Genomic DNA, 13,231 nt, shown 5'->3' on the forward strand with positions numbered 1-13,231 from the left:
GGTATGACGACCGATCTCGATCATGAGGCCCTGAACGCGACGATCCGCTACACGATGTGGTCGGTCTTCCGGCTGGAGACGCCCTTCGGCGACGTCGCCGACCGTACGAAGGTCACCGCGGAGGTCGAGGCACTGCTCGCCGACCTCGAGTCGCGCGACGTGGTCATCCGCGGCCTGTACGACGTCGGTGGCCTGCGTGCCGATGCCGATCTCATGATCTGGTGGCATGCGTCGTCCGTCGATGCGCTGCAGGACGCCTACCACGCGTTCCGTCGCACCGCGCTCGGCGAGCGCCTCGCCCCCGTCTGGTCGCAGACCGGTCTGCACCGCCCGGCCGAGTTCAACCGCTCGCACACCCCGGCGTTCCTGTCCGAGGCCGGCGGCAAGGCCTACCTGTGCGTCTATCCCTTCGTCCGCTCGTACGACTGGTACGTCCTGCCCGACGCCGAGCGCCGCGACATGCTGCGCGAGCACGGCATGTTGGCAGCCGGGTACGAGGACGTGCGTGCCAACACGGTCGCGTCGTTCGCGCTCGGCGACTACGAGTGGCTGCTGGCGTTCGAGGCCGACGAGCTCTACCGGATCGTCGACCTCATGCGCGACCTGCGCGCGAGCAAGGCGCGCCTGCACGTGCGCGAGGAGATCCCGTTCTACACGGGGCGTCTCCGCACGGTCGCCGAGATCGTCGACACGCTGCCCTGACCCGGCTTCCCCTCCCGCTCGCGAGTCGCTCGGCGTGTGTGCGTTCCTCCGTACGATGGGGGTATGGCGTACGAGGTCGAGAAGACGGATGACGAGTGGCGTGCCGTGCTCACGCCCCAGGAGTTCCACGTGCTGCGGGAGGCCGGCACGGAGCGGCCCTTCAGCAGCGCGTACGAGACCGACGAGACCCCCGGCGTGTACGAGTGCCGGGCCTGCGGCACCGAGCTGTTCCGCAGCGACACGAAGTTCGACGCGCACTGCGGCTGGCCGGCGTTCTGGTCTCCGCTGGCCGGAGACAAGGTCGAGCTGATCGAGGACACCTCGATGGGCATGCGCCGTGTCGAGGTGCGGTGCGCCCACTGCGGGTCGCACCTCGGGCATGTCTTCGAAGGCGAGGGCTTCCCGACACCGAGCGACCAGCGCTACTGCATCAACGGTGTCAGCCTGCGCCTCGTCCCCGACGCAGGCTGACCCGCGAGCCTCAGAGGAGGGAGGCGCCCTCGCCGGCGCCGGAGGACTGCGCGTCGAACGACTCGTGCTCGACGAGGTGCAGCGTGGGCACCTTGAGCTTGCGCTCAGCCCTCGACGCCCAGTCGACGTGGAAGAACTCCGAGAAGACGTGCGACGTGGTCAGGATGATCGCCTCTGCGGCGCCGACCTGCGTGACGAGGTCGGTGAGTGCGCTGACCGGGTCGTCACGTGTGAGTGCGCCGCGTACGGTCGTCGTCTTCTTGCCGGCGGCCGTCACGAGGTCGATCGAGCGCTGCAGCGCAGCCTCGCCCTCCTCGGTGACGGCACGGTCGATGTCGCCGAGCGAGCGTGCGTCAGGCATGGCCAGGTCGGCTCCGCCCAGCACCCCGAGCGACGTCGCCATCGTGGCCGCGGCGTCCTCGACGGGCAGCAGCAGGTGGTAGACGACGGGGTCGTCGAGCCCCTCGTGCAGCGCCGTGAGTTGCTGAGCATCCAGGCGGGAGAGCTCCTGCTCGAAGAGCACCGCCACGTCGTAGGGCTTCGGTGCGTCCGGACCGGGATCGTTCATCGTCGATGCCTTTCGCCAGGGGGTCTCCAGCCTAACGCCGAAGCGCCGCCGCGTGCCCCGGGGTTGGTTCAGAGTCGGCCGAGCTCGTGCCGGCGTGTCCGGGCCTCTCCGCTGCGCGCGAGCGTCAGAGCAGCAGAGACCACGTCGGAGATCTCGACGACCGCCTCGGGCGCGTCGGCAGCGTCACCGTCGTCCACGACAGGGTTGACGACGCACAGCTCGTGGAAACGGACGGCCGGCCGGTCGTCCTCGGCGCGCAGCACGTCGAGCAGCATCGACTGGCCGGCGCCGGTGACGCTGACCGGACCCGAGCCGGCTTCGGGCTGCAGCGTGGCGATGCCGTTGAGGGTCACGTAGGCCGACCCGACAGGGTCCAGGTGAGGGACGGTCGCCCGCGCGGCGAGGAAGTGCGCCGTGAGGTGGCTGGTCAGCAGGGACGACCAGGTCTGCGTGTCGAGGTCGACGAGCCGGGACCCTTCCCACCAGCCGCCGATCGCCGCGAACCCCGCCTGTACGACGCCGTGGTCCGCGATCTGCTGGGCAACGTGCCGCGCGCCGTCGTCGGCCGAGACGTCGGCGACCACCGGGACGAGGCGCGTCCCGTCGTCTCCGGCCGACTCCCGAAGCGCGTCCAGGCGTGCGGCCGACCGGCCGACGGCGAGCACGGTCGCCCCCTCGGCCAGCAGTCCGCGGACCAGGTGACGTCCGACATATCCGGTCGCGCCGTGCACCACGGCCGAAGAAAGGGCAGGGGCGGGGCGCGACGCATCCATGCCGACAGTCTGCCGCCCGCGCCCGCGGCGGTGCATACTGCCTCGCATGGCGACGACCACGCTCAGCGAGCAGCTCCGCGTTCTCGACGGACCCGTGGACCTGACCTCGTACGACTCGCGGGCGACCCCAGGCTTCGCCGGCTCCAAGAAGGACCAGCCTGATGCGATGGCCGCGCTCGCCGCGGTGCTCGCCGACCGTCAGGAGCGCCTGTACGCCGCGGGCGCGGCCGGCGTCGGCGACCGTCGGGTCCTCCTGGTGCTCCAGGGCATGGACACCTCCGGCAAGGGTGGGACGATCCGCCACGCCGCGGGCATGCTCGACCCGCAGGGCGTGCAGGTGACGTCGTTCAAGGCGCCGACGCCGGAGGAGCTCGAGCACGACTTCCTCTGGCGCGTCGAGCGCGCGCTCCCGTCGCCCGGGCGGATCGCGATCTTCGACCGGTCGCACTACGAGGACGTGCTGATCGGCAGGGTGCGCGCCCTTGCCGATCCTGCGGAGATCGAGCGCCGGTACGACGCGATCACCGCCTTCGAGAAGGGGGTCGTCGACGACGGGTGCGTCGTCGTCAAGTGCTTCCTCCACATCACCCCGGACGACCAGCTTGAGCGGTTGCGCGCACGGCTCGACGACCCGACCAAGCACTGGAAGTACCACCCGGCCGACGTCGACGAACGCATGCTGTGGCCGCGCTACCGCGAGGCGTACGAGGTTGCGCTCGAGCGCTGCTCGACCTCGTACGCGCCATGGTTCGTCGTGCCCAGCGGCCGCAAGTGGTACCGCAACTGGGCGGTCGCGCAGCTGTTGGCCGAGCATCTCGGGGCGCTCGACCTTGAGTGGCCGACAGCCGACTTCGACGTGGAGGCCGAGCGCGAGCGTCTCGACGCGACGGCCACGGTCGGGACTCAGGCCGGGATCGGCACCAGGTCGACGGCGCCCACCGCATAGCGCGCCAGCACCACGTGGGCAAGCTCCGGGGCAGCGCCGAGCGGGTCGGAGACGGCGACGGCACCTGCCTCCAGAGCGAGCTCGGTGGCACGGTCGGGCAGGAAGCCCGGTGCGAGGAACAGCGAGCCGACCGCGATGTGACGCTTGCCGTCGTGGCGCAGCGCGCGGACCGCCTCGCCCGCAGCGGGAGGAGCCGACGAGGCGAACGCCGCGAGCACGGGCAGCTTGTGGTGCGCCCCCCAGGCGCGGGCGACGCGAGCGACGTGGGCGTTCGCGAGCTGGTCGGAGGTGCCGGCGGCCGCGAGGACGAGCCCGTCCAGCTCGGTCGCCCGCGCCTCGCGGAGCGCGGCACGCAGGCGGACGTCGAGCACGCGCAGGAAGCTCTTGTGGATGCCGAGGACGTCGGTCGCGAGCACCCGTACGTGCGGGTGGCGGCGGCGCGCGGCCTCGATGACCGCGGGGACGTCCACCGAGGCGTGGTGGGCGTGCGTGAGGAGCAGGGGGACGATGACGACCTCGTCGTGCCCCTCCGCGACGAGCCGGTCGATCACGGTCAGCGGACCGGGCTCGGACAGCTCAAGATAGGCCTCCTCGATCCGCAGGTCTGGACGCATGCACCGGACCAGTTCCGTCAGTGATGCGATGGTGGCGGCCGAGCGAGGATCACGGCTCCCGTGAGCGAGCGTGACCAGTGCAGGGGCGGTCATGGTGCATTCCTCCTTCCAGGAGGGTGTCGTGCGTGGTCGCGGGCGACCTGCGGGGATGGGGCGTACGGCGTCAGAGGTGGATGCCGCACTCGTTCTTGCCGGTGCCTGCCCAGCGTCCGCTGCGGGCGTCCTCGCCCGGGGCGACGCGCTGGGTGCAGGGCCAGCAGCCGATGGACGGGTATCCGTCGTACTGCAGAGGGTTGACCAGGACGCCGTTCTCGGCGATGTAGCGGTCGACGTCGTCGGCGCTCCACCGCGCGAGCGGGGACACCTTGACCTTGGCCTTGCGGGAGTCCCAGCCGACGACCGGAGCGATGACCCTGCTGTGGGTCTCGTCGCGGCGTAGCCCAGTCGCCCACGCGTCGTACCCCGCGAGGGCGTCCTGGAGCGGCTTGACCTTGCGCAGCGCGCAGCAACGGTCGGGGTCGGTGCGGAAGAGGTCCTTGCCGTACTGGGCGTCCTGGTCGGCGACCGACTGCTGCGGCGCCACGGTGACGAGGTTGACCGGCATCGTCGCCTCGACCGCGTCGCGCGTGCCGATCGTCTCGGCGAAGTGATAGCCGGTGTCGAGGAAGACGACGTCGATCCCGGGCGCCACCTTGCCGGCGATGTCGGCAAGGACGGCGTCGCCCATCGACGAAGTCACACAGAAGCGCTCACCGAACTGCTCCACGGCCCACGCGACGATGAGCTCAGCCGGGGCGAGCTCGAGGTCGGGCCCGGCGATGCGGGCGAGCTCCTCGAGCTCCTCGGCGGAGCGGGCGGGGAGGTCCCCGCGAACTGCTGTCGTGGTCATGCGTTGTCACCCCCAGGGCTGATCAGTCCGATGAACGAGAGGGAGAAGGCGCGGAGGCAGGCGCGGCACTCCCACGCCCCGTGCTGCGTACCGTGAGGACGCAGATCCTCGTCGCCGCAGTACGGGCAGTGGTAGGGAGCCGCTCGTCCGCTCATCGCAGCGCGTCCTCCTCGGCACGGGCGACCCACTCGGCGAACGACTCGCCGTCGGTGCGCTCGTCGAGGTAGCTGCGGACGAGACCTTCGACGTAGTCGGGCAGCCCGGTCGCGGTGACCTTGTGGGCCCGCAGCTTGCGGCCGAACCCCGGCGTCAGGCCGAGTGCGCCGCCCAGGTGGACCTGGAAGCCCTCGACCTGCTTGCCGTCCTCCAACACCAGCTGCCCCTTGAGGCCGATGTCGGCGGTCTGGATGCGGGCGCAGGAGTTGGGGCAGCCGTTGACGTTGATCGTGATCGGCTCGTCGAGCTCGGGGATGCGGTGCTGCATCTCCTCGATGAGGAGGTCGGCACGGTTCTTGGTGTCGACGATGGCGAGCTTGCAGAACTCGATGCCGGTGCAGGCCATCGTGTTGCGGCGCCACGGCGACGGGTTGGCCTCGAGCCCGATCTCGTCGAGCGCCGCGACGAGCGAGTCGACCTTGTCGGGCGCGACGTCGAGAACGAGAAGCTTCTGCTGGGCGGTCGTACGGACCCGGTTGCTGCCGTGGGCCTCGACGACGTCCGCGAGCTGGCTCAGGATCGTGCCGGTGAGGCGTCCGACCTTGGGAGCCACGCCGACGTAGTAGCCGCCGTCGAGCTGCGGATAGACGCCGACGTGGTCGCCGGGGGTACGGGGGGCGGGGGCCTCGGGTCCGTCTACGAGCTTGCGCTTGAGGTATTCGTTCTCGAGGACGTCGCGGAACTTCTCCGGACCCCAGTCGGCGATGAGGAACTTGATGCGGGCGCGGGAGCGCTGGCGGCGGTAGCCGTAGTCGCGGAAGACCGACGCGATGCCGTGCCAGACCTCGGGGATCTCCTCGAGAGGGACCCAGGCGCCGAGCCGCTGCGCGAGCATCGGGTTGGTGGACAGCCCACCACCGACGAGCAGGTCGAAGCCTGGCCCGTAGTCGGGGTGGACGACTCCGGTGAAGGCGACGTCGTTGATCTGGGGGACGACGTCGTGGCTCGGGTGGCCGCTGATCGCCGTCTTGAACTTGCGGGGGAGGTTGGAGAGCGAGGGGTCACCGATGTAGCGGCGCTGGATCTCCTCGACCGCCCAGGTGCCGTCGATGATCTCGTCGGCGGAGATGCCGGCGACGGGGGAGCCGAGGATGACGCGGGGGCAGTCGCCGCACGCCTCCTGCGTCGAGAGCCCGACGCCCTCGAGCCGGCTCCAGATCTCGGGCATGTCCTCGACGCGGATCCAGTGGTATTGGACGTTCTGACGGTCGGTCAGGTCGGCGGTGTCGCGGCCGAACTCCGTCGAGATGCCGGCGATCGTTCGGAGCTGGGCGAGGTCGAGCTGGCCTCCGTCGATGCGGACGCGGAGCATGAAAAAGGAGTCCTCGAGCTCCTCCGGCTCCAGCGTGGCCGTCTTGCCGCCGTCGATCCCGGGCTTGCGCTGGGTGTAGAGGCCCCACCAGCGGAAGCGCCCGCGCAGGTCGGCCTTGTCGATCGAGTCGAAGCCACCGCGCGCGTAGATGTTCTCGATGCGCGCACGCACGTTGAGCGGGTTGTCGTCCTTCTTGGACTGCTCGTTGGCGTTGAGGGGCTCGCGGTAGCCGAGGGCCCACTGGCCTTCGCCTTTCGTGCGGCGAGGGCGGGCAGCGCGCACGGGGGCGTCGGTGGTCGCAGTCATGAGACGTCCTGTCGAAGATGCTCGAGAAGGGGATGACGGTCGGGCCGGCACTCAGAGGGCCGGGGCCGGGGCCAGGATCAGGCGCAGCGACACATCATGCTGCGCATGCGACCGAAATCCACGTGGCGACGGGCCGCCAGGTGAGTGGTCTGCGCTGTGAGCATGGTCGTAAGTCTGTGCTGAGGATCCATGATCCGGCAATGGCTGATCCCATTATTCGAGATAGACGTTCACATTGCGAGATGCGCGTTTCGTGCTTCCTGATGTTCCAGCGGTTTCAGGGGGCCCGTGTGAGCGGCGCCACAGTCGACGTCGCGTTAACGGCGCCCGTGAGCGAAAGGGTTAGCGTGGAGCATGGTCGCCGTGTCTCGTACGCTCACCGTCGCCAAGCCGCTCGCCGAGGTCTTCTCCTACCTCAGCGACTTCACCACGACCGAGCAGTGGGACCCGGGCACGGTCGAGACCACACGCCTGTCGGGCGACGGAGGGCTGGGGACCCGCTACCGCAACGTCTCGAAGTTCCTCGGCAAGCGCGTCGAGCTGACGTACGAGACCACACAGCTCGTGCCGGACGCGGTCTTCGAGGTCACCGGCCACAACGACACGGTCACGACGAAGGACCACCTGGTGTTCGCGACGATCGGCGCCGGCACCGAGATCCGCTACAGCGCCGACTTCACCTTCCACGGGGTGATCGGCAAGCTGCCCGCCGCGATCTTGCGTCTGCCGCTCGAGCGACTGGCCGACAAGACTGTCCTCCAGATGGAGGACACCCTCGCCCGTCTCTGAGCGGGGGAGTCGACACCGACGCTCAGACCGTGGGTGTCGCGCGCCGCGCGATGCCCGCCGCGTCGACACCGCGGGGGAGTGTGCCGAACGTCCCCGCCCAGTCGCCGGCGACGCGGCTCGCGAGGAACGCGTCGGTCACGGCGGGGTCGCTGTAGCGGATCAGCAGCGAAGCCTGGAGCGCCACGGCCATCTGCCCCGCGAGCCGGCGTGCCCGGAACTCCATCTCGGACAGGTCGGACAGCCCGGTGAGGACGTCGTGGACGGCGGCGTCGAGCCGAGCATCCTCACCGCGCACGCTCCCGACCTCGGTGAGCCAGGCGTCGAGCGCCTCGGGCTCGCGCTGCAGCGCCCGCAGGACGTCGAGCGCGTTGACGTTGCCGCTGCCCTCCCAGATCGAGTTGAGCGGCGACTCGCGGAAGAGCAGCGGCATGCCCGACTCCTCCACGTACCCGTTGCCGCCGAGCACCTCCAGCGCCTCCGCGACGTGGAAGGGCGTGCGCTTGCAGACCCAGAACTTCGCGATCGGCAGGGCGATGCGGCGCAGCGCCTTCTCGTGCTCATCGTCGGGGTGCTCGACGCTCGAGGCCAGCCGCAGGGCGAGCAGCGTCGCCGCTTCGGACTCCACAGCCAGGTCGGCGAGGACGTTCTGCATGGCGGGCTTCTCAGACAGCAGGCCGCCGAACGCCGAGCGCTGCGACGCGTGCCACGTCGCTTCGGCGACGGAGCGACGCATCAGCGCCGACGACCCGAGCACACAGTCGAGACGCGTCGACGCCACCATCTCGATGATCGTCCTGATGCCGCGCCCCTCGTCGCCGAGCCGTACGGCCCACGTGCCGTCGAACTCCAGCTCCGACGAGGCGTTGGAGCGGTTGCCGAGCTTGTCCTTGAGGCGCACCACCTGGAGCGGGTTGCGGGTGCCGTCGGGCAGCACCCGGGGGACCACGAAGCACGTGACCCCGCCGGCGGTCTGCGCGAGGACGAGGAACAGGTCGTTCATCGGCGCGCTGGTGAACCACTTGTGCCCGTGCAGGACGTACTCGCCCTCGGCGTCGGTGGGTGTCGCGGTGGTGACGTTCGTCCGGACGTCGGAGCCGCCCTGCTTCTCCGTCATGCCCATCCCGGCGAGGATGCCGCGCTTCTCGGCGGGGTTGCGCAGCCCGAAGTCGTACTCGGTCGCGGCCAGCAGGGGCGTCCACTGCTTGGCCTGCGCGTCGTCGGCCCGCAGCGCGGGGACGGCGGCGTACGTCATCGTGAGCGGGCAGCCGTGGCCGGGCTCGTTGTGCGTCCACGCGACGTACGCGGCCGCGCGTCGCAGGTGCGGCTTCGGCTCCTCGCTGACCCACGGGGTCGCGTGCAGCCCGAACTCCACGCCGCGCTGCATCATCCAGTGCCAGGAGGGGTGGAACACGATCTCGTCCACGCGGTTGCCGTACCGGTCGACGGGGTGGTGGACCGGCTCGTTGCGGTTGGCGAGCATCCCGTGCTCACGGGCCTCGGCGGACCCAGCGAGCGCGCCGACCGGGTCGAGCGACGTCAGCACCGTCTCGGCATCGTCTCCGGCGAACGCGCGGACGGCGCCGACGAGGGCCGCATCCGAGCGGACGGTGTGGTAGCCGGTCAACGGCGCGGCCTGGTTCTGAGGGGCACGTTGCAGCGGGTCCATGCGGCCAGCGTAAGCGGCTGCTCAGTGACGCAGGTCATGCGGGCGCGACAAAATCGTTCGCCCGCCACCCTGCTTCGTTCGTACCGTCACGGAGTGGACGCAGACGCGGAGAACGGGACGAGCGGTGGCCCGGAGCCCTGGCGCGGTCGCGTCGTACGAGGCGACCGGGGAGTGGTTCGCGTGTGGACACCCGGCGGCGAGGAGGTCGCTGTGCGGACGCTCGCCGGAGCGGACGACGGCGCCGCGCCGTGCGTCGGGGACTGGGTGCTGATCGAAGCGGTCGGTACGGATCTGCGCGTGGTGGCGGTCGAGCCGCGCCGGAGCGTCCTCGAGCGTGCGGAGCCAGGCGGCTCGTCGCGCCGGCAGGTGCTCGCCGCGAACATCGACGCCGTGGCGGTCGTCGTCGGTCTCGACCAGATGCCGTCGCTGGAGAAGGTCGAGCGGCTCCTCGTGGTCGCCTGGTCCAGCGGCGCGCCGGCGACCGTGGTCCTGACCAAGGCGGACCTGGCATCCGACGCCGCCGATGTCGCCGAGGAGATCGCCACGACCCTCGGTGTCGGGGTGGTCGTGTGCAGCGCCGAGAGCGGTGACGGCGTCGAGGAGGTGGCCGCGCTCGCGGGCGGGGGCACGCTCGCGCTCGTCGGCTCCTCGGGGGCCGGCAAGTCCAGCCTGGTCAACGCGCTGGTGGGGGAGTCGCGGGTCGCGACCTCGGCGATCCGTGCCGACGGGCGTGGACGGCACACGACCGTGCGCCGCGAGCTCGTCGCGCTCCCCGGTGGGGGAGCGGTGATCGACACGCCGGGCCTGCGCGGGGTCGGCGTCACCGACTCGGACGGGCTGGTCGGCGCGTTCGCCGACGTCGAGGAGCTGACGGCGTCCTGCCGCTTCGCCGACTGCGGTCACCAGGTCGAGCCGGGGTGTGCGGTGCGGGCCGCGCTCGACGCCGGCGTGCTGAGCCTGCGCCGGTACGAGAGCTGGCGGGCGCTGCAGCGCGAGGCGCAGTGGCTGGAGCGCCGGGCCGATGCACGGCTGGCGGCCGAGCAGAACCGCCAGCTCCGCCGCTCGACGCGAGCGCAGCGCCGGATGCGCCGCGAGCGCGGGCACTGAAGGCTAGCCCGGCCTCAGTCGAGGAAGGTCGTCGGCGGCGGCAGGTGTCGGGCGCCCCGACCGGCGTACTGGAAGTGCTGCCAGTCCGCGCTGCCCATCCACCGGAATCCGTGGCGCGCCAGGATTCGCACCACGGCGTGCTGGCGGCTGCGGTAGACGATCGCCGTCGGGGTGCGCCGCGCGTCCCACGCGCTGTTGGGCACCAGACCCCAGCCCGACCGGTACGGGTTCTCCCAGGTGTTGAGGTCGATGCTGCGTCCCGTGCTGTGCGGGCTGCGCGTCCCCGGACGCCCGACGATCCCGCGGCAGTTGAACGCCGAGGTGTTGCCGGCGGCCATCGACTTCATGTCGTCTGCGCCGCGCAGGCGCTTGGACCAGCCGAAGGGGTCGACCCGGTACATCGACCGGATCGGCGCCTTGGCCTCGTACAGGTCGATCAGGACGCGCTTGGTCGCCTTGGCGACGCTGCGGTGGACGACGAGCTCGCCGCGGCGCCGGTAGCCGTCGTACGCGTAGTAGCTCGTCTCGATCAGCCGCAGCGAGCTCCGGCCGACGGGGCAGCCGCGGTGCCAGCTGCGGCCCTTCATCGAGCGCCAGACCCGCGCGGAGATCTTCTTGACGCGGACGTGCGGTCCGGCGGCGATCGCGCGTCGCTGCGGCGGGAGCGTGCGGCGCGGCGCGGGAGCGCCCGCCGGCGTGCGGATCACGCGACCCGGCGGAAGGTTGTCGACGACGTGCCCGGACGAGCCGGCCGGGCGTACGAGCGTGGTCGCGGGGGTCCGGAGCTGGTACGTGGTGTCGACCCGCGGGCGGACCCGGACGGTTCCGGTGCCGTTCGTGACCCGCACCGACGCACGCCGGGTCCATGTGGAGCTGCCCGCGCGGCGGCCGTACAGCTGCGCGACGCCGCTGACAGGGCGGCCGTCCGTCGTGGTCCACCGGGCCGTGAGCACGAGGCGGTGGCCGTCGCGCAGCCGGTGGGAGCCGCTCAGCGACACGCGGACGGGCGCGGCGACGCCGGTGACGCGCAGCTCGCGCGCGACCGTCCCGCCGGCGCTGCGGTACGAAACGCGCAGGGTCTGGGCGCCGGCGGCGACGACGAGGCGCAGCGCGTACGACCCGTCGTCCGCGGGGCGGCCCGTGCTCACCGGGCGCCAGGGTCCGTCAGCGACGCGGCGCTCGAGCACGAGCTCACCCCCGGGCGGCGTCGCCGCACCGGAGACGGTGACGCTCGCGCCGGTGTAGCCCGTGGCCGGGGAGGACGCGGTGAGGGTGGGGGCGGCTGCGGACGCCGGGGCGGCGGCGAGGAGCGCGAGGAGCAGCGCGAAGGCGGCGAGACGAGCGAGGGGGACGAGGAGGCGGGACGTCACGCCTCCACGCTAAGGGCCGTCGGGCCCTAGCGCCGCTCGGGCCTCACGCGTCCTGGATCCGCGCGAACGGCGCCGCCTGCTCCAGCTCGTACGCGAGCTCGAGGAGCGTCCGCTCGTCGCCGTGGTCGGCCGAGAAGTGTGACGCCAAGGGGAGCCCCGCGCGCGTACGGCTGAGCGGCAGCGAGAGCGCGGGACCACCTGAGACGTTGTTGAGCGGCGTGAAGCCGACGTAGGCGTACAGACGTGCGAAAAGCCGGTCGAAGTCAGCGGTCGGGGAGAGATAGCCGAGCTTCGGCGTCGTGTGCGCGAGCACCGGTGACAGGACGACGTCATACGTGGTGAAGAGGGCGCGGTAGGACCGCTCGGTGCGGCGCAGGCGGTAGAGCGCTGCAGGAAACCGGCGGAACCCCTTGCGGAACGCCGCCGCGAGGCCTTGGGTCAGGTTGTCGGTGCGTGCCGGGTCGAAGTCGGCGCCGAGGCCGCGCTTGCCGGTGGTCGTGAGGTACCACGACAGGAACCCCCAGTAGAGCGCGAAGTCGTCGGCGAACTGCTGGGTGATCGGCAGCGGGATCTCCTCGACCCGGTGGCCGAGCCTTGCCAGCAGGTCGGCTGCGTCGCTCGTCGCCGCACGTGTGTCGCGGTCGCTGGCCCCGGTCACCGAGTCGTAGAGGACGCCGATGCGCAGGCGGGTCGCGCTCGGCCCCTCGACCATGCGGACGGCGGGGAGCCTCGGGTTGCGGTACGTCCGCTCGGCCGCGGCGAAGAAGCGCGCGGTGTCGCGCACCGATCGCGTCACGACGCCCTGCGCGACGACCTTGACCGGCATCGTCTCGTCGAGGTGGTCGGGGGTGATCCGGCCGCGGGTCGGCTTGAGCCCGACGAGTCCGCAGGCGGCGGCGGGGATGCGGATCGAGCCGCCGCCGTCGTTCGCGTGGGCGATCGGCACCGCGCCCGCGGCCACGAGGGCTGCGGCGCCGCCGGAGGATGCGCCCGAGGAGTAGGCCGGGTTCCAGGGGTTGCGAACGGGTGGGCGCGTCATGAACTCGGTCGACGCGCTGAAGCCGAACTCCGGCAGGCGGGACTTGCCGAGGTAGGTCAGGCCCTGCGCCGACCACATGCGGACGAAGTCGCTGTCCGTACGGGCGAGCCGCGGGGTGTAGGCCTCCGAGCCGTTGCCGGTGGGCCAGCCGGCGACGTCGGTGTTGTCCTTGACCAGCGTCGGCACACCGGCGAAGGCGCCTGTCGCCTCGCGGTCGGCGGCGTCGAGCGCCCGGTCGGGGTCGAGGTGCTCGACCGCGTCGAGACCGCGCACGGCCTCGATCCGGGCCAGCGCTGCCTCGGCGGCCTCGCGCGGCTTGATCTGCTTGGCCGCGACGAGCTCCGCGACCCCCGTCGCGTCGAGATCGCCGAGGACGTCGTCGCGGAACGCGTGGACGCGGTCTGAGGTCGTCACGGAAGCTCCTGGGGCGCAGGTGTGGCCTGGGTCACCCCGGAGCGTACCA

General features: G+C 71.5%; 13 protein-coding genes. 5 read left to right on the plus strand and 8 right to left on the minus strand.

Features of this window, described 5'->3' with window-relative positions; all coding sequences use genetic code 11:
- The first annotated feature begins 3 nt into the window (after positions 1–3).
- Complete coding sequence (gene hemQ, locus HCT63_RS19265; protein WP_167008725.1) at positions 4–702, plus strand: hydrogen peroxide-dependent heme synthase; 699 nt, start codon at positions 4–6, stop codon at positions 700–702.
- Positions 703–765: 63 nt separating this feature from the next.
- On the plus strand, positions 766–1,173 hold the full coding sequence (gene msrB / locus HCT63_RS19270; protein ID WP_167008728.1) for a peptide-methionine (R)-S-oxide reductase MsrB: 408 nt from the start codon (positions 766–768) through the stop codon (positions 1,171–1,173).
- 10 nt (positions 1,174–1,183) lie between these two features.
- Here the strand turns inward: msrB and HCT63_RS19275 are convergent, their stop codons facing one another.
- Both HCT63_RS19275 and HCT63_RS19280 read right to left on the minus strand, forming a co-directional pair.
- On the minus strand, positions 1,184–1,741 hold the full coding sequence (locus HCT63_RS19275) for a hypothetical protein (protein WP_167008731.1): 558 nt from the start codon (positions 1,739–1,741) through the stop codon (positions 1,184–1,186).
- A 68-nt stretch (positions 1,742–1,809) separates the two neighbouring features.
- A complete protein-coding gene (locus tag HCT63_RS19280; RefSeq protein ID WP_167008734.1) occupies positions 1,810–2,514 on the minus strand; it encodes an SDR family oxidoreductase in 705 nt (234 codons plus the stop codon).
- A 46-nt stretch (positions 2,515–2,560) separates the two neighbouring features.
- Here HCT63_RS19280 and HCT63_RS19285 point away from each other — a divergent pair, with 46 nt between their 5' ends.
- Entirely contained in the window at positions 2,561–3,460 is a 900-nt protein-coding gene (locus tag HCT63_RS19285; protein WP_208322521.1) for a PPK2 family polyphosphate kinase, read from the plus strand.
- Here the strand turns inward: HCT63_RS19285 and HCT63_RS19290 are convergent.
- The 3 genes from HCT63_RS19290 to HCT63_RS19300 form a co-directional block, all read right to left on the minus strand.
- Entirely contained in the window at positions 3,418–4,167 is a 750-nt protein-coding gene (locus HCT63_RS19290) for a CbiX/SirB N-terminal domain-containing protein (protein ID WP_167008740.1), read from the minus strand. The two genes, HCT63_RS19285 and HCT63_RS19290, sit on opposite strands and share 43 nt — an antisense overlap.
- A 70-nt stretch (positions 4,168–4,237) precedes the next feature.
- Positions 4,238–4,963, minus strand: coding sequence for a phosphoadenylyl-sulfate reductase (locus HCT63_RS19295; protein ID WP_167008743.1), 726 nt, complete (start codon positions 4,961–4,963; stop codon positions 4,238–4,240).
- 151 nt (positions 4,964–5,114) lie between these two features.
- A complete protein-coding gene (locus tag HCT63_RS19300) occupies positions 5,115–6,797 on the minus strand; it encodes a nitrite/sulfite reductase (protein ID WP_167008746.1) in 1,683 nt (560 codons plus the stop codon).
- A gap of 354 nt (positions 6,798–7,151) precedes the next feature.
- Here HCT63_RS19300 and HCT63_RS19305 point away from each other — a divergent pair, with 354 nt between their 5' ends.
- Complete coding sequence (locus tag HCT63_RS19305) at positions 7,152–7,586, plus strand: SRPBCC family protein (RefSeq protein WP_167008749.1); 435 nt, start codon at positions 7,152–7,154, stop codon at positions 7,584–7,586.
- A gap of 22 nt (positions 7,587–7,608) precedes the next feature.
- Here HCT63_RS19305 and HCT63_RS19310 read toward each other — a convergent pair whose 3' ends face one another.
- A complete protein-coding gene (locus HCT63_RS19310) occupies positions 7,609–9,252 on the minus strand; it encodes an acyl-CoA dehydrogenase family protein (protein WP_167008752.1) in 1,644 nt (547 codons plus the stop codon).
- 93 nt (positions 9,253–9,345) lie between these two features.
- Here HCT63_RS19310 and rsgA point away from each other — a divergent pair, with 93 nt between their 5' ends.
- On the plus strand, positions 9,346–10,359 hold the full coding sequence (rsgA, locus tag HCT63_RS19315) for a ribosome small subunit-dependent GTPase A (protein ID WP_243843129.1): 1,014 nt from the start codon (positions 9,346–9,348) through the stop codon (positions 10,357–10,359).
- Between the two features lie 14 nt (positions 10,360–10,373).
- On the opposite strand, the gene HCT63_RS19320 is transcribed toward rsgA, so the two are convergent.
- Positions 10,374–11,729 carry a M15 family metallopeptidase gene (locus tag HCT63_RS19320; protein WP_167008754.1) on the minus strand — a complete coding sequence of 452 codons (1,356 nt, stop codon included), beginning with the start codon at positions 11,727–11,729 and terminating at the stop codon, positions 10,374–10,376.
- 43 nt (positions 11,730–11,772) lie between these two features.
- Entirely contained in the window at positions 11,773–13,182 is a 1,410-nt protein-coding gene (locus HCT63_RS19325) for an amidase (protein WP_167008756.1), read from the minus strand.
- Between the last annotated feature and the right edge of the window lie 49 nt (positions 13,183–13,231).

Origin of the sequence: Mumia sp. ZJ430 (genome assembly GCF_011751845.1) — a bacterium.
Classification (GTDB): domain Bacteria; phylum Actinomycetota; class Actinomycetes; order Propionibacteriales; family Nocardioidaceae; genus Mumia.

What these genes read in the sequence shown, in the direction of transcription:
- HCT63_RS19295 (WP_167008743.1), bottom strand. Translation starts at nt 4,963, where the DNA reads ATGACCACGACAGCAGTTCGCGGGGACCTCCCCGCCCGCTCCGCCGAG.
- HCT63_RS19300 (WP_167008746.1), bottom strand. Translation starts at nt 6,797, where the DNA reads ATGACTGCGACCACCGACGCCCCCGTGCGCGCTGCCCGCCCTCGCCGC.
- HCT63_RS19285 (WP_208322521.1), top strand. Translation starts at nt 2,561, where the DNA reads ATGGCGACGACCACGCTCAGCGAGCAGCTCCGCGTTCTCGACGGACCC.
- HCT63_RS19280 (WP_167008734.1), bottom strand. Translation starts at nt 2,514, where the DNA reads ATGGATGCGTCGCGCCCCGCCCCTGCCCTTTCTTCGGCCGTGGTGCAC.
- HCT63_RS19290 (WP_167008740.1), bottom strand. Translation starts at nt 4,167, where the DNA reads ATGACCGCCCCTGCACTGGTCACGCTCGCTCACGGGAGCCGTGATCCT.
- HCT63_RS19310 (WP_167008752.1), bottom strand. Translation starts at nt 9,252, where the DNA reads ATGGACCCGCTGCAACGTGCCCCTCAGAACCAGGCCGCGCCGTTGACC.
- HCT63_RS19275 (WP_167008731.1), bottom strand. Translation starts at nt 1,741, where the DNA reads ATGAACGATCCCGGTCCGGACGCACCGAAGCCCTACGACGTGGCGGTG.
- msrB (WP_167008728.1), top strand. Translation starts at nt 766, where the DNA reads ATGGCGTACGAGGTCGAGAAGACGGATGACGAGTGGCGTGCCGTGCTC.
- HCT63_RS19305 (WP_167008749.1), top strand. Translation starts at nt 7,152, where the DNA reads ATGGTCGCCGTGTCTCGTACGCTCACCGTCGCCAAGCCGCTCGCCGAG.
- hemQ (WP_167008725.1), top strand. Translation starts at nt 4, where the DNA reads ATGACGACCGATCTCGATCATGAGGCCCTGAACGCGACGATCCGCTAC.